Origin of the sequence: Mesorhizobium sp. M0854 (assembly GCF_040319815.1) — a bacterium.
Classification (GTDB): Bacteria; Pseudomonadota; Alphaproteobacteria; order Rhizobiales; family Rhizobiaceae; genus Mesorhizobium.
The window spans coordinates 1-19,811 of record NZ_JAMYOL010000010.1 but is presented as its reverse complement, the minus strand read 5'-3'; the positions used below and the strand labels follow the sequence as shown (position 1 = coordinate 19,811).

Below are 19,811 nucleotides of genomic sequence, written 5' to 3'. Positions count from 1 at the left end.
GCCGTACTTTCATGCTAAATGGCGGCTGGAGCTTATTAAAGTGAGGACAAAAGTGAGGATGACTCCATGCGGAAGATGATTATTGCCATGGTTGCCGTGGTTGCGGTCAGCGGCTGCACCACCACGGAAGAGAACGTGGGAATCGGCACTGTGGGCGGCGCGCTCATTGGTGGCGCTGTCGGCGGCGGCAAGGGCGCTTTGATCGGCGCCGGCGCTGGTGCGATTGGCGGTCTGCTCGTTCGCCGGCTGCAAAATGGCTACTGCCAATACAGAGATCGTCACGGCCGGATTTACACAGCTCGCTGCAACTAGTTTCGAGCTCCAGGCGAACAGCAAACGCGGAGGCAGGCCACCTGTCTCCGCGTTTGCCCTTTAAAGCGCTGTTGCGACGCGGCCCACGAGACGGGGCTTCAGGCCGGCAGCGGAACCCTGATTTCCACGTTCAAGCCATCTTCGCGAAAATCGCGCCTGATTGTGCCACGCAATTCGCGCGTGACGTTGAGATCGATCAGTCTGGTGCCAAAACCGCTCTTTGCCGGTCTCTCAAGCTTCTTCTGACCGGCCTCGCGCCAGTTGAGAGCCAATGTCCGGGTGCCGCTACGGGCTTCGAGCGACCAGTCGACCTTCAGCGCACCGACTGAATTGCCGGCTTCGCCATGCTTCAGCGCATTCGTCGCCAGTTCGTGAAAGACGAGGCCGAGTGCCTGCGTCGTCTTTTCATCGAGAAGAATCTGTGGTCCCGACAGCAGCCCTTCAGGAAGCTCGCTGCCGAACACCTGGCCTAGCTCGATGCGCAGCAGGTCGCCGAGATCGGCTTTCTGCCAGCGTGAGCGCGTCAGCATGTCCTGGGAAGCCGCCATCGCCTGCAGCCGGGCCGAGAAAGAAGCCGAGAATTCCTGGACGTCGGTGGTGTGCGATGCTGTCTGGCGCGCGATTGCCAGCACCCGCGTGATCGAGTTCTTGATGCGATGCTTCATCTCCTGCAGCATCAGGTCTTTTTCCAGCAGGCTCTTTTCGGTCGTTTCGTGAAGCAGCGAGACCGCCTCATAGGCCCGCTCCTGATAGCGGGCCACCAGCGCGATGGCGCCCGCAAGCAGCAGTCCGAACAATCCGAGCATCACCGGGATGGCGCGCGAGGAAGGTTGCGAGAAAGCACTTGTCGGCCTGAACAGGACGACCCACGGCCGGCCGGCGACGGTGACCTTGCGGGTGACCAGCAGCCTGTCGCCGAGGCTCGAAACAGGCGGCGTTTCCGATTGGAACAGCAGGTTGTCGCTGTCCACCGTGCCGTCATAGATCTCGGTGTTGACCGGCAGCAATGGTGCCCGGCTGAGCGCAGCCTGGAACAGATCACGGGCGCGGAAGGCCGCATAAAGGAAGCCGGCAGTCGAGGATCTCGTCGCGTTCACGGCGTCCGGCGCGGTTTCGACATTGAGCCGGACGAAGACGAGGAACCCGGTAAAGGTCTGCGCGGCACCCGTATCCTTGCCGAACTGCACGAGCCCGCTGGCGTGCTGCTGGTCGTCGGCCATCGCCTTTTCGATCGCCTCGCGCCGCGCCGGCCCGGTGAACATGTCGTAGCCGATGCTGGATTTGTTGGACGGATCCAGCGGTTCGAACAGCACGATGGGCGTACGCCACGGTAAGTTCGTGTCGGGATAGATCGGATGGCTTGCGCCGTGATCGTGCAGGATGTCGCGCTCGACCGCCGCCTCGTTGCCAGTTTTCGCCAGGCGGAGGAAACCGATGCCGCGCAGGCCGGCGAAATTATTGTCGACGTCGAGCGCGTTGAAGAAAGCCTTGAACTCGCCCTGCGAGATACCGCCATTGCGTGCGTCGAACAGCGCCCGGGTCGAACGCAGCAGCGACAGGTCCAGGTCGATGCGGCTTTCGATCCGGTTAAGCGCGTCGTCTGCCGTCGCCTCGAATTTAATGCGGGCCGCCTCCTGGGTGGCAAAATAGGCAAAACCCGCCATCGTCAGGCTGATCAGCGCGACGGCGATAAAAGCGACGGTCGGAAAAAGCTTCTTCAATTGCTGATACGTCCCGTGGACGGTTCGGCATCTTTATGGGCAAGTCCTGACGCCAACACAATGGCGAGGCCAAAGCATGGTGACGGCTGGCACATTTTGGCGGCTTGTGATTAGCTGGCTAATTCTCGTTCATGCGGCGATCTTCAGCGCGCCCGGCCCCGGAATGGCGCCGGGTGGGCACTTGCCGAGGATGATCATGCCGAGCACCTCGTCCTGGGTGACGTCGGTTGTGCGCGCCGTTCCGACAACCCGACCGTTCTTCATGACGCAGACACGGTCGGCAAGCTCGAACATGTCGTGAATATCATGGCTGATCAGGAAGATGCCGATGCCGTCGGCCTTGAGCTGCCTGACCAGTTCGCCGACCTGCGCCGTCTCTTGCGGCCCGAGTGCCGCCGTCGGCTCGTCCATGATCAGGATGCGAGCATTGAACAGGATGGCGCGGGCGATCGCCACCGACTGCCGCTGGCCGCCCGAAAGCTTTACCACCGGCTCCTTGAAGCGTTGGAAACGCGGATTGAGCCTGCCCATCACTTTGCGCGCCTCGGCCTCCATGGCGACGTCGTCGAGCGTTCCCCAGCCGGTCATCAGCTCGCGGCCGAGAAACAGGTTGGCGGCCGCATCGACATTGTCGGCCAGCGCCAGCGTCTGGTAGATCGTCTCGATGCCGTACTTCTTGGCGTCGCGGGGATTGGAGATCGAAGCCTCCTCGCCGTTGACGAAAATCTGGCCCGCATCGCGCTTGTAGGCGCCGGACAGGATTTTTATCAACGTCGATTTGCCGGCACCGTTGTGACCGAGCAAAGCCATCACCTCGCCCGGGAAAAGGTCGACAGAGGCATCGTCGACGGCGCGAATGCCGCCGAAAGCGATGGAGATGTTGCGCATGTCGATCAGCGGCGTGCCCGTGGGAGCGGTTTTGTCTGCCATGATCGTTCCTCCTCCCTAAACGCGTTTGCGATAGACGGTATCGAGCCACACCGCGAGCACCAGCACGGCGCCGACAACGATGCTCTGCAGCGGTGAATCGATGCCGAGCAGCACCATGCCGGACTGCAGCGACTGCATCAAAAGCGCGCCGAGCATGGCGCCGAGCACTGTGCCGGAGCCGCCGGCGAGCGACGTGCCGCCGATCACCGCCGCCGCGATGACCAGCAGCTCGTCCAACGTGCCCAGCGCATTGGTCGACGAGTTCTGCCTGGCTGACGAGATCGCCGCGGCGATCGTCGCCAGCACGCCCATGATCATGAACACCTTCATGGTCACCCAGCGCGTGTTGATACCGGCAAGGTTGGCTGCTTCCGGATTGCCGCCGATGGCGAAGACATAGCGGCCGAAACGGGTACGCTTGGCGATGAAGGTCATGATCAGCCCTACGGCTACAGCCATCAGCACGGGTATGGCGATGCCATGGGCGATGAACAGCCCGCCTTCGGGAACCGTTATATTGTTGGCCGCCGCATATCTGTTCACGATGCCGACCGGCCAAGGATAGGAATTGGCAAGCCATATGGCGCCCATGATGACAGCGCAGGTGAGGACACCGAGGAACGTCTCGGCCCAGATCGGGCGCAACGGAAAGCGGAACCGCTTGCGCTGCACCCGCCCGTTGAGCAGCATGAACACAACCGCCAGGCACGCGACAATTCCGACGATCCAGCTCCATCGCGCACCGATCGAACCCGCCGGCCCGCCCCCCATCAGCTGGAAAGTGGCATCAAGCGGCGCAATCGTCTGACCGCTGGCGACCCACCATGCGGCACCCCGCCAGACCAGAAGGCCGCCCAGCGTCACGATGAAGGCCGGCACCTCGAGATAAGCGATGATGTATCCCTGGAACGCTCCGATCAGAAGGCCAAGCGCCAGGCCGATGGCCAGTGCCAGGATCCAGATCCAGGGATTGCCTAATTGCAGACCGATCATTCGCACCAGGAAATGCACCTGCGCAAAGCCCATGACCACGCCGATCAGACCTTCGGCGGAACCGACCGACAGGTCGATATTGCGCATGACGATAACCAGCACCATTCCGGCGGCCATTATGGCCACGGCGGAAGTCTGCACCGACAGGTTCCAGAGATTGCGTGGCGTCAGGAAGGTCCGGCTGTCGAAGTCGAACGGATTGACGCCGAGCCGTACGCTGGAAATGACATGCAGGCCGACCCAGATGACCAGCAGCGCGCCGACCATGCCGAGCATGCGCGTGTCGAGTTCGGTTGCCTTGAGAAATCGGGCAACGATGCCGAGCTCGGATTCCCGTGCCCGGTCTGCCGTGTTGTCGACCGGCGTGTTGGACGTCGTGTCGGTCATGATGTTTCTCCCGCCGGGTTGCCGTCTGCCGCGGATGCCGGAAGCAGCCTAGAAGTTATCCGCCGGAAGCGGAAAAACAACTCTTGTTGAAAAACGCCGCGGCGAGCGGCCGCGGCGTTCGGACTTCTCGGAAACGTCGGCTCAGTTGCAGACTGCAACAGTGCCAGCCGTCACGCCGGCGCAGACCTCTTCTTTCTTGATCCAGCCGGCGTCGATGACGACGTTGAGGTTGTCCTTGGTGATGGCGACCGGGGTCAGGAACAGCGACTTGACGGTATTGCCGCCGGGCGTGGTGAAATCCTTCACGCCGGCAATGTCGGTCATCTGCTTGCCGTCGGCCAGTTGCGAGGCGATCTCGGCGGCATTCTTGCCGAGCTCGCGCGCATCCTTCCACACCGACACGGTCTGTGTGCCGAGCGCGATGCGGTTCAGCGCGGCGTGGTCGCCGTCCTGGCCCGAAACCGGAACCGATCCGGCCAGCCCTTGCGCTGTCAGCGCGGCGACGACGCCGCCGGCAGTGCCATCATTGGCCGCGACCACGGCATCGACCTTGTTGTCGTTGGCGGTCAGGAACTGTTCCATGTTCTTCTGAGCGTTGGCCGGCAGCCAGCCGTCGGTATAGGCCTCGCCGACATTCTTGATCTTGCCGCTGTCTATTGCCGCCTTCAGCACCTCCATCGAACCGGCAAACAGGAAATCGGCATTCGGATCGGAACCCGAACCCTTGATGAAGACATAGTTGCCTTCCGGCTTCACCTTGAAGACTTCCCGGGCCTGCATGCGGCCGACTTCCTTGTTGTCGAAGGTCAGGTAAAAGACGTCCTTGTTCTCGATCAGCCGGTCGTAGCCGACAACCGGAATACCTTCGTCCAGTGCCTTTTGCACGGCCGGCCCGATGGCCGAGGCGTCCTGCGCCAGGATGATCAGTGCGTTGGCGCCCTGCGAGATCAGGCTCTCGACGTCGGTGAGCTGCTTGCCGGGGTTGGACTGTGCGTCGGCGGAAATATACTTGTCGCCTGCGGCCTCGATGGCCGCCTTCATTGCGGCCTCGTCGGTCTTCCAGCGCTCTTCCTGGAAGTTCGACCAGGAAACGCCGATGACCTTGTCTTTAGCCTGCGCCACTGACGCCAGCGCCAGCGTCATGGCGACACCCGCCAGAATGGCGGTCGTGAATTTCTTCATCATATCCTCCCTGCGCCGCGTACGGCGTGACCAATTGGCTCAAAGACCAGCTTAGAAGCTCTAATTTTTTCGAGCCTCGAAAAAATACTGACCCGATCTCCGGCTGCTGTCAACATCGATTCTGATGGATTTTGATGACTCTGCGAGTTTTTTCGAGCGTCGGAATAAACGATGACAGCGCCACCTGCATCTGACACTATTTGCCTCATCCGACACTATTTGTCGGACATTAACCGACGGCTTCCGGTTCATGAGCGGCCGCGGCAACCGGGAGGAAAGCAAAACAATGTCGGTCGGAATCCGCCATGACGATTTGCGCCGGCGCAACCGGGCGATGGTGATCTCGGCGGTGCGCCGGGCCGGCCAGCCATCGCGTACTGAGATCGCAGCTACCACCGGCCTCAGTCATTCGACCATATCGGCGATTTCTTCCGACCTGATACGGGAAGGCATCCTCGCCGAGAGCAAGCCAAGTGAGCCCGTTTCGTTGAAACGCGGTCGTCCGCAAGTCGGCCTCGCCCTCAACCCGGAAGCGGCGGCGGTGCTGACCGTGGTGTTGTCGCTGAATTTCCTTTCGGCCGCCATTATCGACTATACGGGACAGGTGGTCGCCGAGGAACAGCGCCGGCTGGACACGCTGACTATGCCGCGCGACGAGCTGATCCGTGAATGCATGGCCATCGTCCGGCGCCGGCTGCAGGATCCAGATCTTGACGTCCGCAGTGTCGCCCGCATCGCCCTGGCGATTCAGGGCATTACCGACTCCCCTGCACGCGCCATGCTGTGGTCGCCGATCACGCCGCAGACCGACATCGCCTTTGCCGACATGCTGGAGGACGAATTCGGCATCCCGGCAACGGTGGAGAACGACTGCAACATGATGGCGGTGGCTTTGCGCTGGCGCAATCCGGATCGCTATCGCGATGACTTCATCGCCATCCTGCTTTCGCATGGCATCGGCATGGGGCTGGTGCTGAAGGGCGAACTGTTCACCGGGACGCATTCCTCGGGCGGCGAATTTGGCCACATGATCCATCGTCCGGGCGGCGCGCTCTGCCGTTGCGGGCGGCGCGGCTGCATCGAGGCGTATGCCGGCAACTACGCCATCTGGCGCAACGCCAGGCAGATGAGCGAAGACAGCGAACCGGTCGCCGACGTCAGCGACGCCGACATGCGCGCACTGGCGGCCCGGGCGCGCGAGAAAGATGGGCCGGAACGCGAGGCCTACCGCAAGGCCGGCGAAGCGCTGGGTTTCGGTCTCGGCTCGCTGTTCGCGCTGATCGATCCGGCACCGGTCGCGATGGTCGGCGCCAGTGCCGCCGCCTTCGATCTGATCGAGCCGGCCTTGCGGAAGGCAATCGCCCAGACCGCCGGCGGCCAGCATTCAGGCTCGATCTCCTTCGATACAGAGCCGAACGAATTGCCTCTGATCCGCGAAGGCTGCGCGATGCGGGCGTTAAGCTTCGTCGACCAGGAGATTTTCGCGCCGGGCGCGCAAATGAGGCCCAGCGTCAGAAAGAACGTAGCCTGACCAGGCGGGTCAATCTTCCCTGATCGCATAGCCGGCGCCGCGGATGGTGCGGATGACATCCGGCATCCGGCCGTTGTTGACGGCTTTGCGCAGCCGCCCGACATGCACGTCGACGGTGCGTTCGTCGATGTAGATTGTCTCCCCCCAGACATTATCGAGTAACTGGCTGCGCGAGAAGACACGGCCCGGATGCCGCATCATGAACTCGAGCAGCCGGAATTCGGTCGGCCCGAGCCTGATTTCGCTCTTCTTGCGATAGACCCTGTGCGATTCGCGATCGAGCACGATGTCGCCGACCTTCAGCACGCTGGACAGCACTTCCGGCTTGGCGCGCCGCAGCAGCGCCTTGACCCTGGCCATGAATTCCGGTGTCGAAAACGGCTTGACCAGATAGTCGTCGGCGCCGGTCGAAAGACCGCGCACCCGGTCGCTCTCCTCGCCGCGCGCGGTCAGCATGATGATCGGCAGCCGCTCGGTTTCGGGGCGCACCCGCAACCGACGACAGAGCTCGATGCCGGAAACCGCTGGTATCATCCAGTCGAGCACCAAAAGGTCGGGCACATTCTCCTGCAAACGGATCTCGGCTTCGTCGCCGCGTGTCACCACCTCGACCTGGTAGCCTTCGGATTCGAGATTGTAGCGGAGCAGCACACCCAACGGCTCCTCGTCCTCCACCACCATTATGCGTGGTGCGATCATCGGCTGGGCACCCCCATCATGTCACCGGTGCGGACATTGTCGTTTCGTCCTGCTTCGGACGATTGACCGGCAATTGCTCGCCGGTCAGCACATAATACGCATTTTCGGCGATGTTGGTGACATGGTCGCCGATCCGCTCCAGATTCTTGGCGCAGAACAGCAGGTGCGTGCAAGCGGTGATGTTGCGCGGATCTTCCATCATGTAGGTCAACAGCTCGCGGAACACGGACGTGTATTTAACGTCGATGCGCTCGTCGGCGGCACGAAGCTTGGCCAACGCGGCCGCATCGCCTGCAGCATATTCCTCGATGACACCCTGCACCTGGATGAGAACCAGCTGCGCCATCGCGTCGATGGAATGCGACAGGTCCCGCGGCGTGGCGCTGAGGCCGACCGCACTCACGCGCTTGGCGATATTCTTGGCAAGGTCGCCGATGCGTTCGAGGTCGCCCGCCATGCGGATCGCTCCGACCACATGGCGAAGATCGTGGGCCATCGGCTGGCGTTTGGCGATCAGGGTGATGGCGCGGTCGTCCAGTTCGCGTTGACGCGCATCCATGATGGCGTCGTCGGAAACGACGCGTTGCGCCAGCACGTTGTCGGAATTCAACAGCGCCTTGGTCGCCCCGCCGACCATCGAACCGGCGAGGTCGGCCATGTCGCGGATCAGCTTGCTGATCTGCTCGAGATCCTCGTCGAAAGAAGCGACTGTGTGTTCGCCCATGGTCCTGTCCTCATATGCATGATCGGAACGGCTCAGCCGAAGCGGCCAGTGATGTAGTCCTGCGTGCGCTTCTCGCGGGGCGACGTGAATATCTTCTCGGTCCGGTCGAACTCGACCAGTTCACCCAGATACATGAACGCCGTCTGGCGCGACACGCGCGCCGCCTGCTGCATGTTGTGGGTGACGATGACGATCGTGTAGTCGGCTTGCAATTCGTCGATCAGTTCCTCGATCTTGGCAGTCGACAGCGGGTCGAGCGCCGAAGCCGGTTCGTCGAGCAGAATGACTTCCGGCTTCACCGCCACGGTGCGGGCGATACAGAGCCGCTGCTGCTGGCCGCCGGACAGGCTCAAGCCGCTGGCGTTGAGCTTGTCCTTGACCTCGCTCCACAGCGCGGCGCGCTTCAACGCCTGTTCGACGCGGCCGTCCATCTCGGACTTGCCGAGGTTCTCGTAGAGCCTGACGCCGAAGGCGATGTTCTCGTAGATCGACATCGGGAACGGCGTCGGCTTCTGGAACACCATGCCGATCTTGGTCCTGAGGAGGTTGAGATCCTGCGACCGGTCGAGAATGTTCTTGCCGTCGAGCAGCACCTGGCCCTCGGCCGTCTGTTTTGGGTAGAGCTCATAGATGCGGTTGAACACACGCAGCAGCGTCGATTTCCCGCAGCCCGAAGGGCCGATGAAGGCCGTGACGCTGCGCTCGGGCAGCGACAGGCTGATGTCCTTCAGCGCCTTGCTCTGGCCGTAGTAGAAGTTGAGGTTCTTGACCTCGATCTTCGTCTTCTCGGCGACCGTTTCGGCCATCGTCATGTCTGGGGACAACATCTGTGTCATCTGTCCTCTCTGCGTCCGGTAAGGCTGCGGGCGAGGATGCTCAAGCCCAGAACCGTCAGGGTGATTATGAGTGCGCCGGTCCACGCCAGTTGCTGCCATTCCTCGTAAGGGCTGAGAGCGAACTGGAAGATGGTCACCGGCAGGCTGGCCATCGGCGCGTTGATATTGCTGCTCCAGAACTGGTTGTTGAGCGCGGTGAAGAGCAGCGGCGCCGTCTCGCCGGAAATGCGTGCTATCGCCAGCAATATGCCGGTGACGATGCCGGACAATGCGGCGCGGTAGGCGACCGAACGGATCACCACCCAGCGCGGCGCGCCGATCGCGGCACCGGCTTCACGCAACGCGTTCGGCACCAGGTTGAGCATGTCTTCAGTGGTGCGCACGACCACCGGAATGACCAGGATGGCAAGCGCAACGGCGCCGGCAATGGCCGAGAAATGTCCCATTGGCCGCACCATCAGCTCATAGACAAACAAGCCTATGATGATCGACGGCGCCGACAACAGGATGTCGTTGATGAAGCGGACGACGGTGGTGATGCGCGAAAAGCGTCCATACTCGGCCATGTAGGTTCCCGCCAGCACGCCGATCGGCGTGCCGACGACAACGGCGATGATCGTCATCAGCAGGCTGCCCGTGATGGCATTGAGCAAGCCGCCGGCCTCGCCCGGTGGTGGCGTCATCTCGGTGAAGACCGCGAGCGAAAGCCCGGCTGTGCCCTTATAGACCAACGCGCCGAGAATGAGCGCCAGCCAGGCAAGCCCGATGCCGGCGGCGACGACGCAAAGCGCCATCATCACCGAATTCCTGGCTTTGCGGCGGCTGTGGAGCGATGAGGATGTCGACATCGGTCAGGCTCCCGTACGGGCGTCGATCCGCATCAGCATATAGCGGGCGGCGGCGAGGATCAGGAAGGTGATGACGAAGAGGATCAGGCCGAGCGAAACCAGCGAGGAGGTGTAGAGGTCGCCGTCGGCCTCGGTGAATTCATTGGCGATGGTCGCCGAGATCGTCGTGCCCGGCGCGAACAGGGAGGCACTGATGCGATGTGCGTTGCCGATGACGAAAGTCACCGCCATGGTTTCGCCGAGTGCCCGGCCGAGGCCAAGCATGACGCCGCCCATGATACCGATGCGGGTATAGGGAATGACCACGCGCCGGGTCACTTCCCAGGTCGTGCAACCGATGCCATAGGCCGATTCCTTCAGCACCGCCGGCACCGTATCGAAGACGTCCTTGGTGATCGAGGTGATGAAGGGCAGCACCATGATGGCGAGGATCAGCGCCGAGGTCAGAAGGCCGATGCCGTAAGGAGGGCCGGCGAAAAGGCTGGATAGTCCCGGCACGCCGTGGAAGATGTTGATGATGAAGGGCTGTATCGTCGTCTGCAGGAACGGCGCGAACACGAACAGGCCCCAGATGCCGTAGATGATCGAAGGAATGCCGGCCAACAGCTCGACCGCTATGCCGATAGGACGCCTGAGCGGGCGCGGGCAGAGCTCGGTGAGAAAGATTGCAATGCCGATGCCGATCGGAACCGCGATCAGGATGGCAATGGCCGCCGTCACCAGCGTGCCGTAGATCGGCGCCAGTGCGCCAAATTTTTCCGTAACGGGATTCCAGCTCTCAGTCGTCAGGAAAGAAAAACCGAACGACGACAGCGCCTGCCATGAGCCGGCAAACAGCGAGATGGCGACACCGCCGAGGATGACCAGCACAAGGATTGCGGAAGCGCGGGTGAGTCCGCGAAATATGGCATCTGTGAGTGCGAAGCGCCGCACCGTAGCTTCCCTGGCCCGGGCAGACGATGGCATGGCATCGGAAGCGATGGTCATTGGGTCCTCGCGATTAAAGGTAACAGGGAGGGCGCCGTCGACGCCCTCCCTGGAGGAGATTACATGGCCGAGTAGAGCGGCTTGCCGTCGTCGCCGACGACTTCCTTGGCCCACATGGCCTTGACGCTCTCAACCACCTTGTCGGGCATCGGAACGTAGTCCAGCTCGCCGGCCATCTCGTCGCCCTTGTCGTATGCCCAGGCGAAGAATTTGAGCGCTTCGCCGGTGGTCGCGGCATCATCCGGCTTCTTGTAGAGCAGGATCCACGTTGCCGCCGTCATCGGCCAGGACTCGGCGCCCGGCTCGTTGGCGAGGATGACGCCATAGCCCGGCTGCGAGCTCCAGTCGGCATTGGCCGCTGCCGCCGAGAACCCCGCCGCGGTGGGCTCGACCTTCTTGCCGTCCTTGTTGATCATATCGGTGTGGGTGAGCTTGTTCTGCTTGGCGTAGGCATATTCGACATAACCGATCGCGCCGCCGGTCTGGGAGACGTTGTTGGCAACGCCCTCATTGCCCTTGGCGCCGATGCCGACCGGCCATTCCACGGCCTTGTCGACGCCGACCTTTTCTTTCCAGACCGCGCTGACGTCGCCGAGGTAATAGGTGAAGTTGAACGTCGTGCCCGAACCATCGGAACGGTGAACGACCGCGATCGCCTGCGAAGGCAGCTTGACGTCGGGATTGAGCTTCTTGATCGCTTCGTCATCCCAGCTCGTGATCTTGCCGAGGAAGATGTCGGCCAGCGTCGGGCCGTCGAGAACCAACTCGCCCGGCTTGATGCCTTCGAGATTGACGACGGGAACGATGCCGCCCATCACCATCGGGAACTGAGCCAGTCCGGTCGCTTCAAGCTCGTCGCCCTTGAGCGGCGCATCCGAAGCGCCGAAGGTAACGGTCTTGGCCTTGATCTGCTTGATGCCGCCGCCGGAACCGATCGACTGGTAGTTAAGGCCAACGCCGGTGTCTTTCTTGTAGGTGTCGGCCCACTTCGCATAGATCGGGTAGGGGAAGGTGGCGCCGGCGCCGGAGATGTCCGCGGCGAGCGCGGCGGACAGGGTGAGGGTGGTCGTCGCCGCAGCCATTGCAATCGCAACGGCCGCCGAGCGGATGAAATGTCTCATGTGGCCTGCTCCTGTTCGGAATATGGTCTCTCGGCGCCATTCCTCCGGCGCCCGCTGAGGCCAATAGCCCCCGATTATTACAGTCGCATGACAGTTTCATGTCGCTCCGGTAACGACGTCCAGCCGGGTTAAGAAGGAGCGGCCGCGGGCTTTTGTCGGCATGGGCCGCGGTTTGCCGCTGGAATCAGCAGCTTGCGTGAATTCCGGCCGGCATCGTCTGCTCGGCGATCGCAGCCACCGGCTTTAAAAGAAAAAAGCCGGACGGGAGCGCGTTGCATGCAGCCAGAACGTGTCATGGCCGCGCCATCGCCGAAACAGGTCCGTTGGGGTAAATCTGACCCTGTTTCTTGCCGGCGGTCGCTGCTCCCGCCCGTAACTGGAGGAGCGGAACTTCGAATATCCCATTGTCGCCACTGAGCGCGGCTTTGGTATGGTGCGATCGCACCATGGCCTTACGCTGGAAGCGTTGACGAATCGCAAGGTTCTAACTCGCGCTGGACCTCCATCCGCGCCCGACCCGGCGCTCGATCTTCGAGCAACGCCTTCCACTGGAAGTGCGACGACTTCTACTTCACGGTATCTACTCCCTTCGCCCTATTCCGCCGGTTGTCGGTTAGGCCGAAGCAGCGTTATAAGCTTGCAGGGGTATTGCTGATGTCTCGACGGATTCTGCCTGTCTTCCTGTGCCTGGCGCTGCCTCTGGGAAGCGGCTGCGCGCGCAGCTATGACGGCACCGTCATCATTCCCAAGCCGCTCGATGTTCGCCGTTTCTGGGACAGGCCTTCGCCGCAGGCGCAAGCCGAACAGTCGCAACTGGAGACCGACGTCTTTCCAGTGGCGCCGCAAACGCCGAAAAGGCCGGCGGTGCGCAGGAGCGCGGCTTCCGTTGCAACGCCTCGGAGGAGGGTCACCAACAACCCGCCCATGCTGTCGCCGGAGTCGACGAAGCCGCTAACTTGCAAGAATGTCAGCGAGCCCGGTAAACGGGCCCGCATGGTCTGCGAATAACCAGCCGACGTCGGTCGATGCGCACGGCTCCAGGCCTTGAAGCGGCTATCCGGCCAGCCGTCTCGGAACATCGCCCGCCCTGGTCAGTCCGCCGGGAAAAAGGCCGGCCCGACCACTCTCACCGGCCGCGCGCCGATCGCTTTCTCGATCGACTGATGCTGGGCAGTCCCTGGCACCTCGAAAACCGACGTTTTTGCCCCTGCGAGAGCCGCACCGGCAGTTTCGATCCCGGATTCAGGAATTTCCGCGACGACGCCAAGATCCGGCTTTGCGGTCGGCAACGGAATGATGGCGTTGCTCATGTTGGCCGGTGTCACGGTTCGTGCCCTGAGTTCGGCAACGCGCTGGTAATAGCGCTTGACGTCACAGGCCTTGAAGTTCGCGTCGTCGCGGTACCGGAACGCGGCAGGTAGCTCCACATAGGGTTTTCCCGACTCGAGCGCGACCATCTCCTCGGTCTCGCGAGTGGCGTCGCTCAGCGTATAGAGGTCGACGCCGGCATCGTCGCAGATGTAGCGACACTGATCGACCGTTTCCTTCAGATCGTCGCTCTTGGCGAACTGCGATTTTGGCGCGGGGAAGAAATATCCGTCCGACAAGCGAACGCAAAACAGCATCCGATTGCCGCCAATTGTTGTGCCTGCGGACTGGGCCCTGGGTGCCGGGCGTTGCTGCGCCGGCTGTTTCTTGGCAGCGGGGGCGGCGCAGCCCAGCGCGACAAACCTGGCCTTCAGTCCGGACGTGTCCCTGCTCGAATTCGATAGTCTGGCGATCTGCCGTTGCACCTCCGCCTTGCTGCTGACCAGGTCGGCGCAGGGATTGAAGAAGAAGCCGGCGGTTTTCGCTGCGCATCTGCGTTGTCTCTCAAGCTTTTGAATCGCGGCGAGTTGCCGGCGCAGTTGGGCAAGCTCGGGGCTGGTCCCGCCGCTGCGCCCCGCCGAAAGCAATTGGCTCCTGATGGCACCGCAGCTATCCGCGTAGGAGAAGGATGTGCCGAGCGCAACGGCTATTGCCGACACCAGCATCAGAATCGTGAGGGGCCAGAAGCGTGTCATTGGAACGACCATTATCCTTGTTGCACCGAGAACAGGATTTCTTTGTCGACTATGGATAAGTACTAGCTAAATCAGTTTTTCCTAATTAAAGTAGATCAAACCGCCACCAGAGACTTTAGCTCTAGTGTATTAGATCTACTCGTGTAAATTCAATATTACATTTTTATTTCAAGATTGAGACGAACCGGCAGCAACGCCGGCGGACGCCCGCCACGGCGAAGTTTGATGCGCGCGGCGGGTTCGGCATCGCGATCAATCCGGCGTTACCGGCCGGCCGTCGCTGAAACCTTAGCCCTGGGATCGGCGTTGAGCGGCCAAAGGAGGAGACCGCAAATGTCGATCCACTTCACTGTCGCGGACCTGACTAGGAATCTGTTCCATTCACTTTGGTTGGACCATGAACGCGCACCGAGGCCACTCGACCACGAGCAGAGGCTTTTGCTGGAGTGCTATCTCGCCGGCCAGATACCGGAATCGGCTTGGAGCGACTATGTCTTCGAGGTGCCGGAACTGGCGCGACATGTCGAGGCGAGACGAAGGCGCCACTAAAGCGCATCGCGGTCGACCGGGCGTCATGCGACGCGCTTAGGTTCTTGTCTAATGCATGTCGTTGTCGCAAAACCGCTGCACGCTTTTGCGCGACATGCATTAGGTCCCGAAAAGTGGAATCCGGTTGTCGGAAAAGATCAAGGCGAAGCCTTCACTCGCGGTGCAGCCTGTTCTTGTTTGGGCGAGTTGAATTGCAGAGTGAACACCTTGCCCGGGATGCCTTCAGCCAGCGCCGGTGAAAAGCTCAACGGCAGGCAATGGTCCACGGCCGCGACCGCCGCGTCGACAAAAGCTTGGCGCGTCTTCTCCTCGCCGGCGACGCGGATGGCGGTCGGCTTGGGCCGGCCGATCAGCGTGCCATCGCGCCTGAAGCTGAAGCTCAGGGTGACGGTGGAATTCCCGGCATTCGCCGGAGGGGTCCAGCACGCCTGGATGGCAGCCCCGACCTCGGGCATGGTGTTGAGCGTCGCTGCATTCGATTGACCGGCTGCACCCGCCAGCATGGCGCCTGCAATCACCATCATTCCAGCAATGCTTTTCATGACAGGGCCTCTGTCCTTGAACCGCCATCGAGGACGGGACTACTTCGATGGTAGGGCCCACATCGGCGATGGCAAGATGCCGGCAACGCGCTTCATCAGCCATTCAGGCGTCGTGAAGCGCCGTCAGCCGCAAACTTCGGCAGGGCTGCAATAAGCAAAGGCCGGCGAGCAGCCGACCTTTGCTTTCCATCCGCGCCAGCACATCCGTGGTCGCAAGCTGGAGGTGGATACCAGTAGAAAGGGTTTCGGTTAACGAAACCTTAAGCTCCCCACATCGTGCAAACAGGGGAGAGTAAGAAAGAATTACCTCAGATCACTACCGGCTCCCGCAGAACGTGCGGACGATCGCCGGCCTGCACGTGCCTCAGGCGTTGGCCTGCGACCGCACATAGGCGATATAGCCGCGCACGTCGCCGGCCGGCTCGGCATAGGCCTTGCCGAGCTTCTTCTCGATCGCCGCCATATAGTCTTTTGCCCATTGGGGCAGCGCGTAGTCGATGACGGCGAGGAACTCGAGCGTCGCCGCCAGGCGGATGTCGGCGATCGACGGGTTCTTGCCGCCGATGAACGGCTTGCCGTTCCTGAAGAAGCTGTGAAACACCTCCAGCGGCTCGGCTATCGCTTCTATAGCGGCCTTCTGGGCTTCCGACTTCTTGTCGGGGTGGGCGTCGCTGTGGCCGACCTCGCCGGCATATTGCGGGAAATTCAGCACAGGATATGTGGCGCGCGCCACATAGGGGTAGAGCGTCCCGATCAGGTAGAACATGGCACTGTCGATCATTGCCCGCTTGGCCGGCGCCTTGGGATATAGTTTCTCCAGCCCGTGCTTGTTGGCGAGGTACTGCATAATGGCGCAGCTTTCCCACAAGACACCTCTCGGCAGGCCCTTGTCCTCGATCATCGGCGTAAGATGGGCCGGGTTTCGCGCCATGTATTCGGGCGAGCGCGTGAGACCCCATACGTCGGTCTCGGAATGATCGAGCCCGGCGGCGCGTGCAAACACTCGAACGCTCATATTGTTGACGCTGGGCTTCAGCATGCTAAGCGAGAGCGCGGGCTTTTTCGCCGGTTTCGCCTTGGCCTTCGGCGCCAGCTTCTTGGCGGAGACCTTGGCCGCCGGCTTTGCCACTTTCGCCGCTGACTTGGCGGCGGCTTTGGCCGCCGGCTTCGCTCCTGGCCTGGCTGCCTTGGCCGCGGGCTTCGTGGCACTCTTGGTTGCTGTCTTCGCCATTGTATCCTCCCTTTGTTCGGCGTGTCGTCAGTATGGATTTTTCGGTGCGCGATCCTCCGACAACGTCGTGCGCGAGCGCTCGACAAGCGCCTGGATCGCATCGGCAAGGTGCGCTTCGGCGATGTTGTAGTCGCCGCGCGCGACGCGGATCTTGTGCGCCTGCATCAGCACGTCGGCATGGGTGAAGCCCGCCGGCGGTTCGAAACGGTAGGAGGCGAGTTCGATCAGCAGGCCGAGCGGATCCTCGAAATAGATCGAGTCCATGAAGCCGCGATCCTTGACGCCGCTGTGCTTGATGGCGCGCTCGTCGAGCCGGGCAACCGCCTGCAGAAAGGTGACGCGCGACACCGCGAAAGCGATATGATGGACGCAGCCCGTGTCGGTCGGCGTGCGCCGCTTGACCGGCGTGCGGCTTTCGTCGGTGAAGACGGTGATCAGCCGGCCGTCGCCCGGATCGAAATAGAGATGGCTTTCGCTTGCCTTATCGAGATTGGGCTGCTCGAAGATGAAAGGCATGCCAAGCACGCCTTCCCAGAAATCGATCGAGGTCTGGCGCCCGGCCCCGACCAGCGTGATGTGATGAACGCCCTGCGATTGCAATTTCTGCATCTGACTCCTCCCGGCCACGCCGTCTTGCCGCCGAACGGAAGTCCCGCTTGGATCGGCGCCCGGCATGTGACCGCGCCCGGCCTCGCTCGCCTGCGCTCCGCATTCCGCATCCTGCAGGAGTGCGGCCGGAGCTTTGATGAACGGATGCTAATTCAATCCGAGGCGTTGCGCCAGAAGCGCTGAGTTTCAAGAACTCCACGCAGGCGCCAAGAGCGGCACCGGGATCGCGGACGCCCTTCGCCGAGCTCGCTGAAACGACCCGTCGCCGGCAGCTGTAGTGGTGCGGCGGCCCGCAGGTCGCTGGGTTTCCCGAGCGCCGGTTTGGCGACGGCAGGTCAAAGGGGCCCTCGTTGACGCATGCCGCGCCTGGTTCGGATTACGGGCATCCGCGGCCCTTAGACGAAAATCACATATTCTTCATCGGCACGTCGGGATCGACATGTCCCCCATCGGCAGTGATCTTCAGCCTTGAGAGGTAGTGCTCCCATCCCCTTCGGTGGCTGTCACGCTCCTTTGCGTTCGGCAGTCCGCTGTGCGTGAAGCGGATCAGTGTCCCCGCATCCCTCGCGATCAGGTCGATCTCGACATGACTGGAGCCGGGCGGCACGGTCTCGTTGTCTTCCCAGCCAAAACTGTAGGCAAGACGGTGGACCGGGATCACCTCGGTGAACTCACCGCGCGCCATATGGCGACCACCGACATTGACGAGGAACAGACCGCCCGGCGTTGCATCCAAATTCGCTTCGGTCCCGATCCATCGCACAATCTGGTCCGGATCCGTCAAAAGCGCGAACACGGTCGCTTGTGGCGCCGCGACCTCAATCTCTGTGTAAACCGATTCCGCCATCGCTCACTCCAGGTCACATCCGCAGCGAATACCTGCATGATTGAAGCGAATGTGGGGAGTTGCAAGAAGATGTTCGAGGCGTAAGCATAAGCCGGTGCCGAGTGACCTTCTACCCATGCTTCTCGCAAAGTCGCTTTCATTCCTTCTGGACGACGCCGCGCATATTGGCGACGGTGGGCGACTTCTATTGCAGCTCTCAACGCATTTGATTGAAGACGGCTTGCCGATCATCGCCGGCGCGCTGGCGCAGGATGCTCCCGACCCGATTATCTCACGCCGCATCTGGCTCTGGCGAGCGCCTAGGGGTGAAGTGGTCGAGGCTTTGGGGATAGGCGCCGACCGCCAGAATGCCGATCCCCGGCTCGTGCTGCGGGAGTGGCTTGGCACGACGCGGGCGATCGTGTTCGACGAGCGAGCGGGCGGTGTCGCACCGACTTTGGTGTGGGCGTTCGATCATACTCCGGATGAGGCGCAGTCAGAGCTGCTGCGGCAAATCTCCCGGTTTGCTGCGGCTCCGATGACCGCACTCGCAGAACGGTCCGCGAAACGCGCATTGCTCGAGGCATATTTGGGAAAGCGCAGTGCAGCACATGTGCTCAACGGTCATTCTCGTCGAGTAAAGGGAGAGACGATACGGGCTGCGCTTCTGTGCGCGGACCTTCGAGGTTTCACCGATCTATCCGAGGTTCATGATGCAGACGAGATCGTATTGGTACTTGATGCCTGGTTCGATTGCGTCGCCGGCGCGGTGCACGCATTTGGTGGTGAGGTTCTCAAGTTTATAGGTGATGGCGTCCTCGCGATTTTCCCGATTGGCGAGCGCGATGCAAATGCCGCATGTGACGCGGCGGTACGCGCCGTGAAGGCCACGCGCGCCGGGATAGATCATCTCAACCAAACTCGGCGCCGCAATGGCGGCCCTGAGCTCGGATATGGCATTGGCCTGCATGTCGGCGAGATACTCTGGGGGAATATCGGCACTGCCGGCAGGTTGGACTTCACCGCGATCGGCAAGGCTGTAAATCTTGTCAGCCGCATCGAGGGGCTGTGCAAGCCGTTGGGACGGACGGTGCTCGCGTCGACAGTGTTCGAGGCAGAAACTACCGAGCGGATGATCGCCATGGGCAGTCATCCGCTCGGAGGAATAGCAGGCGCGCAAACACTTTTCGGCTTGCCGGAATAGATCGAATGGTTGAGCCCGCCGTGGATGTGTCGTTCGCAGCATATCTTGGTATCGTGCGAAGCCATGACTGAGAGAAATTCGAACGGCAAAGAAGCTACGATACTGCAACTGGAGTATGGCGCGTTTAGAGCCCAGCCATGCGCGTCGCGCGCAGCTTTCGCTGGCCGGTGCTAAGGGCCTTCCCGGCATCCACCCTTGAGGGAGAGGCGCCTTCGCCGAGCTCGCCAAAACGATCCGCCGCCGGCAGCTGTAGCTCAGGTCGGCTCCAGGCAGTGCCGACCAGCGTGATGGACGCCTTGCGATTGTAGTTTCTGTATCTGGCTCCTCCCCGCGTGGCATCGACTGCCCTGTTCAGCGCGACGTTCTGCGCGCCGCTAACGCTGTGCCTCAAGACCCACGATGCAATGCTAATGCAATCGGCTCCGCTGCGCGATAGTGTGCTGAAGGTTCTGCAAAAAGTTTTGGAGAGAGAACGGGGCTTGCTCTGAGGGGCGAGCGGCCATGGCACGGTGGTGA

20 protein-coding genes are annotated in these 19,811 nt (G+C 61.8%); 5 read left to right on the top strand and 15 right to left on the bottom strand.

The window, feature by feature from the left end; translation table 11 throughout:
- Positions 1 to 66: 66 nt before the first annotated feature.
- Positions 67 to 312, top strand: coding sequence for a YMGG-like glycine zipper-containing protein (locus tag NKH99_RS17130; protein WP_006328050.1), 246 nt, complete (start codon positions 67 to 69; stop codon positions 310 to 312).
- A gap of 98 nt (positions 313 to 410) precedes the next feature.
- Here NKH99_RS17130 and NKH99_RS17125 read toward each other — a convergent pair whose 3' ends face one another.
- The 4 genes from NKH99_RS17125 to xylF form a co-directional block, all read right to left on the bottom strand.
- Complete coding sequence (locus tag NKH99_RS17125) at positions 411 to 2,033, bottom strand: CHASE domain-containing protein (protein WP_353014785.1); 1,623 nt, start codon at positions 2,031 to 2,033, stop codon at positions 411 to 413.
- A 129-nt stretch (positions 2,034 to 2,162) separates the two neighbouring features.
- Positions 2,163 to 2,963 carry an ATP-binding cassette domain-containing protein gene (locus NKH99_RS17120; protein ID WP_353014784.1) on the bottom strand — a complete coding sequence of 267 codons (801 nt, stop codon included), beginning with the start codon at positions 2,961 to 2,963 and terminating at the stop codon, positions 2,163 to 2,165.
- Between the two features lie 15 nt (positions 2,964 to 2,978).
- Positions 2,979 to 4,343, bottom strand: a complete 1,365-nt coding sequence (locus NKH99_RS17115; protein ID WP_353014782.1) for a sugar ABC transporter permease — start codon at positions 4,341 to 4,343, stop codon at positions 2,979 to 2,981.
- A gap of 141 nt (positions 4,344 to 4,484) precedes the next feature.
- A complete protein-coding gene (xylF, locus tag NKH99_RS17110) occupies positions 4,485 to 5,525 on the bottom strand; it encodes a D-xylose ABC transporter substrate-binding protein (RefSeq protein WP_352685929.1) in 1,041 nt (346 codons plus the stop codon).
- Positions 5,526 to 5,811: 286 nt separating this feature from the next.
- On the opposite strand from xylF, the gene NKH99_RS17105 reads away from it, so the two are divergent.
- Positions 5,812 to 7,056: an ROK family protein gene (locus tag NKH99_RS17105; RefSeq protein ID WP_352685931.1), complete on the top strand. Its 1,245-nt coding sequence runs from the start codon at positions 5,812 to 5,814 to the stop codon at positions 7,054 to 7,056.
- 9 nt (positions 7,057 to 7,065) lie between these two features.
- Here the strand turns inward: NKH99_RS17105 and phoB are convergent, their stop codons facing one another.
- Genes phoB through pstS form a run of 6 tightly spaced genes read right to left on the bottom strand, consistent with a single transcriptional unit; the run spans position 7,066 to position 12,271 of the window.
- Complete coding sequence (phoB, locus tag NKH99_RS17100) at positions 7,066 to 7,755, bottom strand: phosphate regulon transcriptional regulator PhoB (protein WP_031212149.1); 690 nt, start codon at positions 7,753 to 7,755, stop codon at positions 7,066 to 7,068.
- A 16-nt stretch (positions 7,756 to 7,771) separates the two neighbouring features.
- Positions 7,772 to 8,479, bottom strand: coding sequence for a phosphate signaling complex protein PhoU (gene phoU, locus NKH99_RS17095; RefSeq protein WP_023678534.1), 708 nt, complete (start codon positions 8,477 to 8,479; stop codon positions 7,772 to 7,774).
- 32 nt (positions 8,480 to 8,511) lie between these two features.
- Positions 8,512 to 9,315: a phosphate ABC transporter ATP-binding protein PstB gene (pstB, locus tag NKH99_RS17090; protein WP_352451144.1), complete on the bottom strand. Its 804-nt coding sequence runs from the start codon at positions 9,313 to 9,315 to the stop codon at positions 8,512 to 8,514.
- A complete protein-coding gene (gene pstA / locus NKH99_RS17085) occupies positions 9,312 to 10,163 on the bottom strand; it encodes a phosphate ABC transporter permease PstA (RefSeq protein WP_352613520.1) in 852 nt (283 codons plus the stop codon). Before pstA ends, pstB begins: the two co-directional genes overlap by 4 nt.
- A 3-nt stretch (positions 10,164 to 10,166) precedes the next feature.
- Positions 10,167 to 11,150: a phosphate ABC transporter permease subunit PstC gene (gene pstC, locus NKH99_RS17080; RefSeq protein WP_353014781.1), complete on the bottom strand. Its 984-nt coding sequence runs from the start codon at positions 11,148 to 11,150 to the stop codon at positions 10,167 to 10,169.
- Between the two features lie 59 nt (positions 11,151 to 11,209).
- Positions 11,210 to 12,271: a phosphate ABC transporter substrate-binding protein PstS gene (gene pstS / locus NKH99_RS17075; RefSeq protein WP_352685935.1), complete on the bottom strand. Its 1,062-nt coding sequence runs from the start codon at positions 12,269 to 12,271 to the stop codon at positions 11,210 to 11,212.
- A gap of 654 nt (positions 12,272 to 12,925) precedes the next feature.
- On the opposite strand from pstS, the gene NKH99_RS17070 reads away from it, so the two are divergent.
- A complete protein-coding gene (locus tag NKH99_RS17070; protein WP_352540241.1) occupies positions 12,926 to 13,279 on the top strand; it encodes a hypothetical protein in 354 nt (117 codons plus the stop codon).
- Positions 13,280 to 13,362: 83 nt separating this feature from the next.
- Here NKH99_RS17070 and NKH99_RS17065 read toward each other — a convergent pair whose 3' ends face one another.
- Complete coding sequence (locus NKH99_RS17065) at positions 13,363 to 14,334, bottom strand: DUF2865 domain-containing protein (RefSeq protein WP_353014780.1); 972 nt, start codon at positions 14,332 to 14,334, stop codon at positions 13,363 to 13,365.
- A 333-nt stretch (positions 14,335 to 14,667) separates the two neighbouring features.
- Here NKH99_RS17065 and NKH99_RS17060 point away from each other — a divergent pair, with 333 nt between their 5' ends.
- On the top strand, positions 14,668 to 14,883 hold the full coding sequence (locus NKH99_RS17060; RefSeq protein ID WP_352768213.1) for a hypothetical protein: 216 nt from the start codon (positions 14,668 to 14,670) through the stop codon (positions 14,881 to 14,883).
- A gap of 137 nt (positions 14,884 to 15,020) precedes the next feature.
- Here the strand turns inward: NKH99_RS17060 and tolA are convergent, their stop codons facing one another.
- From tolA to NKH99_RS17040, 4 genes are all read right to left on the bottom strand, one after another.
- Positions 15,021 to 15,425: a cell envelope integrity protein TolA gene (tolA, locus tag NKH99_RS17055; RefSeq protein ID WP_352471136.1), complete on the bottom strand. Its 405-nt coding sequence runs from the start codon at positions 15,423 to 15,425 to the stop codon at positions 15,021 to 15,023.
- 364 nt (positions 15,426 to 15,789) lie between these two features.
- The gene (locus tag NKH99_RS17050; RefSeq protein WP_352771909.1) at positions 15,790 to 16,656 is read right to left on the bottom strand and encodes a glutathione S-transferase family protein; all 867 of its coding nucleotides are present in this window, start codon (positions 16,654 to 16,656) and stop codon (positions 15,790 to 15,792) included.
- A 27-nt stretch (positions 16,657 to 16,683) separates the two neighbouring features.
- Positions 16,684 to 17,265 (bottom strand): VOC family protein, encoded by a 582-nt coding sequence (locus tag NKH99_RS17045; RefSeq protein WP_353014778.1) that lies wholly within the window; start codon positions 17,263 to 17,265, stop codon positions 16,684 to 16,686.
- A gap of 406 nt (positions 17,266 to 17,671) precedes the next feature.
- Complete coding sequence (locus tag NKH99_RS17040) at positions 17,672 to 18,112, bottom strand: SRPBCC family protein (protein WP_008873905.1); 441 nt, start codon at positions 18,110 to 18,112, stop codon at positions 17,672 to 17,674.
- Between the two features lie 115 nt (positions 18,113 to 18,227).
- Between NKH99_RS17040 and NKH99_RS17035 the strand changes: the two genes are divergently transcribed.
- Positions 18,228 to 19,295: an adenylate/guanylate cyclase domain-containing protein gene (locus NKH99_RS17035; protein WP_353014777.1), complete on the top strand. Its 1,068-nt coding sequence runs from the start codon at positions 18,228 to 18,230 to the stop codon at positions 19,293 to 19,295.
- Positions 19,296 to 19,811: the final 516 nt, after the last annotated feature.

What these genes read in the sequence shown, in the direction of transcription:
- NKH99_RS17130 (WP_006328050.1), top strand. Translation starts at nt 67, where the DNA reads ATGCGGAAGATGATTATTGCCATGGTTGCCGTGGTTGCGGTCAGCGGC.
- NKH99_RS17120 (WP_353014784.1), bottom strand. Translation starts at nt 2,963, where the DNA reads ATGGCAGACAAAACCGCTCCCACGGGCACGCCGCTGATCGACATGCGC.
- NKH99_RS17115 (WP_353014782.1), bottom strand. Translation starts at nt 4,343, where the DNA reads ATGACCGACACGACGTCCAACACGCCGGTCGACAACACGGCAGACCGG.
- xylF (WP_352685929.1), bottom strand. Translation starts at nt 5,525, where the DNA reads ATGAAGAAATTCACGACCGCCATTCTGGCGGGTGTCGCCATGACGCTG.
- NKH99_RS17105 (WP_352685931.1), top strand. Translation starts at nt 5,812, where the DNA reads ATGTCGGTCGGAATCCGCCATGACGATTTGCGCCGGCGCAACCGGGCG.
- phoB (WP_031212149.1), bottom strand. Translation starts at nt 7,755, where the DNA reads ATGATCGCACCACGCATAATGGTGGTGGAGGACGAGGAGCCGTTGGGT.
- phoU (WP_023678534.1), bottom strand. Translation starts at nt 8,479, where the DNA reads ATGGGCGAACACACAGTCGCTTCTTTCGACGAGGATCTCGAGCAGATC.
- pstB (WP_352451144.1), bottom strand. Translation starts at nt 9,315, where the DNA reads ATGACACAGATGTTGTCCCCAGACATGACGATGGCCGAAACGGTCGCC.
- pstA (WP_352613520.1), bottom strand. Translation starts at nt 10,163, where the DNA reads ATGTCGACATCCTCATCGCTCCACAGCCGCCGCAAAGCCAGGAATTCG.
- pstC (WP_353014781.1), bottom strand. Translation starts at nt 11,150, where the DNA reads ATGACCATCGCTTCCGATGCCATGCCATCGTCTGCCCGGGCCAGGGAA.
- pstS (WP_352685935.1), bottom strand. Translation starts at nt 12,271, where the DNA reads ATGAGACATTTCATCCGCTCGGCGGCCGTTGCGATTGCAATGGCTGCG.
- NKH99_RS17070 (WP_352540241.1), top strand. Translation starts at nt 12,926, where the DNA reads ATGTCTCGACGGATTCTGCCTGTCTTCCTGTGCCTGGCGCTGCCTCTG.
- NKH99_RS17065 (WP_353014780.1), bottom strand. Translation starts at nt 14,334, where the DNA reads ATGACACGCTTCTGGCCCCTCACGATTCTGATGCTGGTGTCGGCAATA.
- NKH99_RS17060 (WP_352768213.1), top strand. Translation starts at nt 14,668, where the DNA reads ATGTCGATCCACTTCACTGTCGCGGACCTGACTAGGAATCTGTTCCAT.
- tolA (WP_352471136.1), bottom strand. Translation starts at nt 15,425, where the DNA reads ATGAAAAGCATTGCTGGAATGATGGTGATTGCAGGCGCCATGCTGGCG.
- NKH99_RS17050 (WP_352771909.1), bottom strand. Translation starts at nt 16,656, where the DNA reads ATGGCGAAGACAGCAACCAAGAGTGCCACGAAGCCCGCGGCCAAGGCA.
- NKH99_RS17045 (WP_353014778.1), bottom strand. Translation starts at nt 17,265, where the DNA reads ATGCAGAAATTGCAATCGCAGGGCGTTCATCACATCACGCTGGTCGGG.
- NKH99_RS17040 (WP_008873905.1), bottom strand. Translation starts at nt 18,112, where the DNA reads ATGGCGGAATCGGTTTACACAGAGATTGAGGTCGCGGCGCCACAAGCG.
- NKH99_RS17035 (WP_353014777.1), top strand. Translation starts at nt 18,228, where the DNA reads ATGCTTCTCGCAAAGTCGCTTTCATTCCTTCTGGACGACGCCGCGCAT.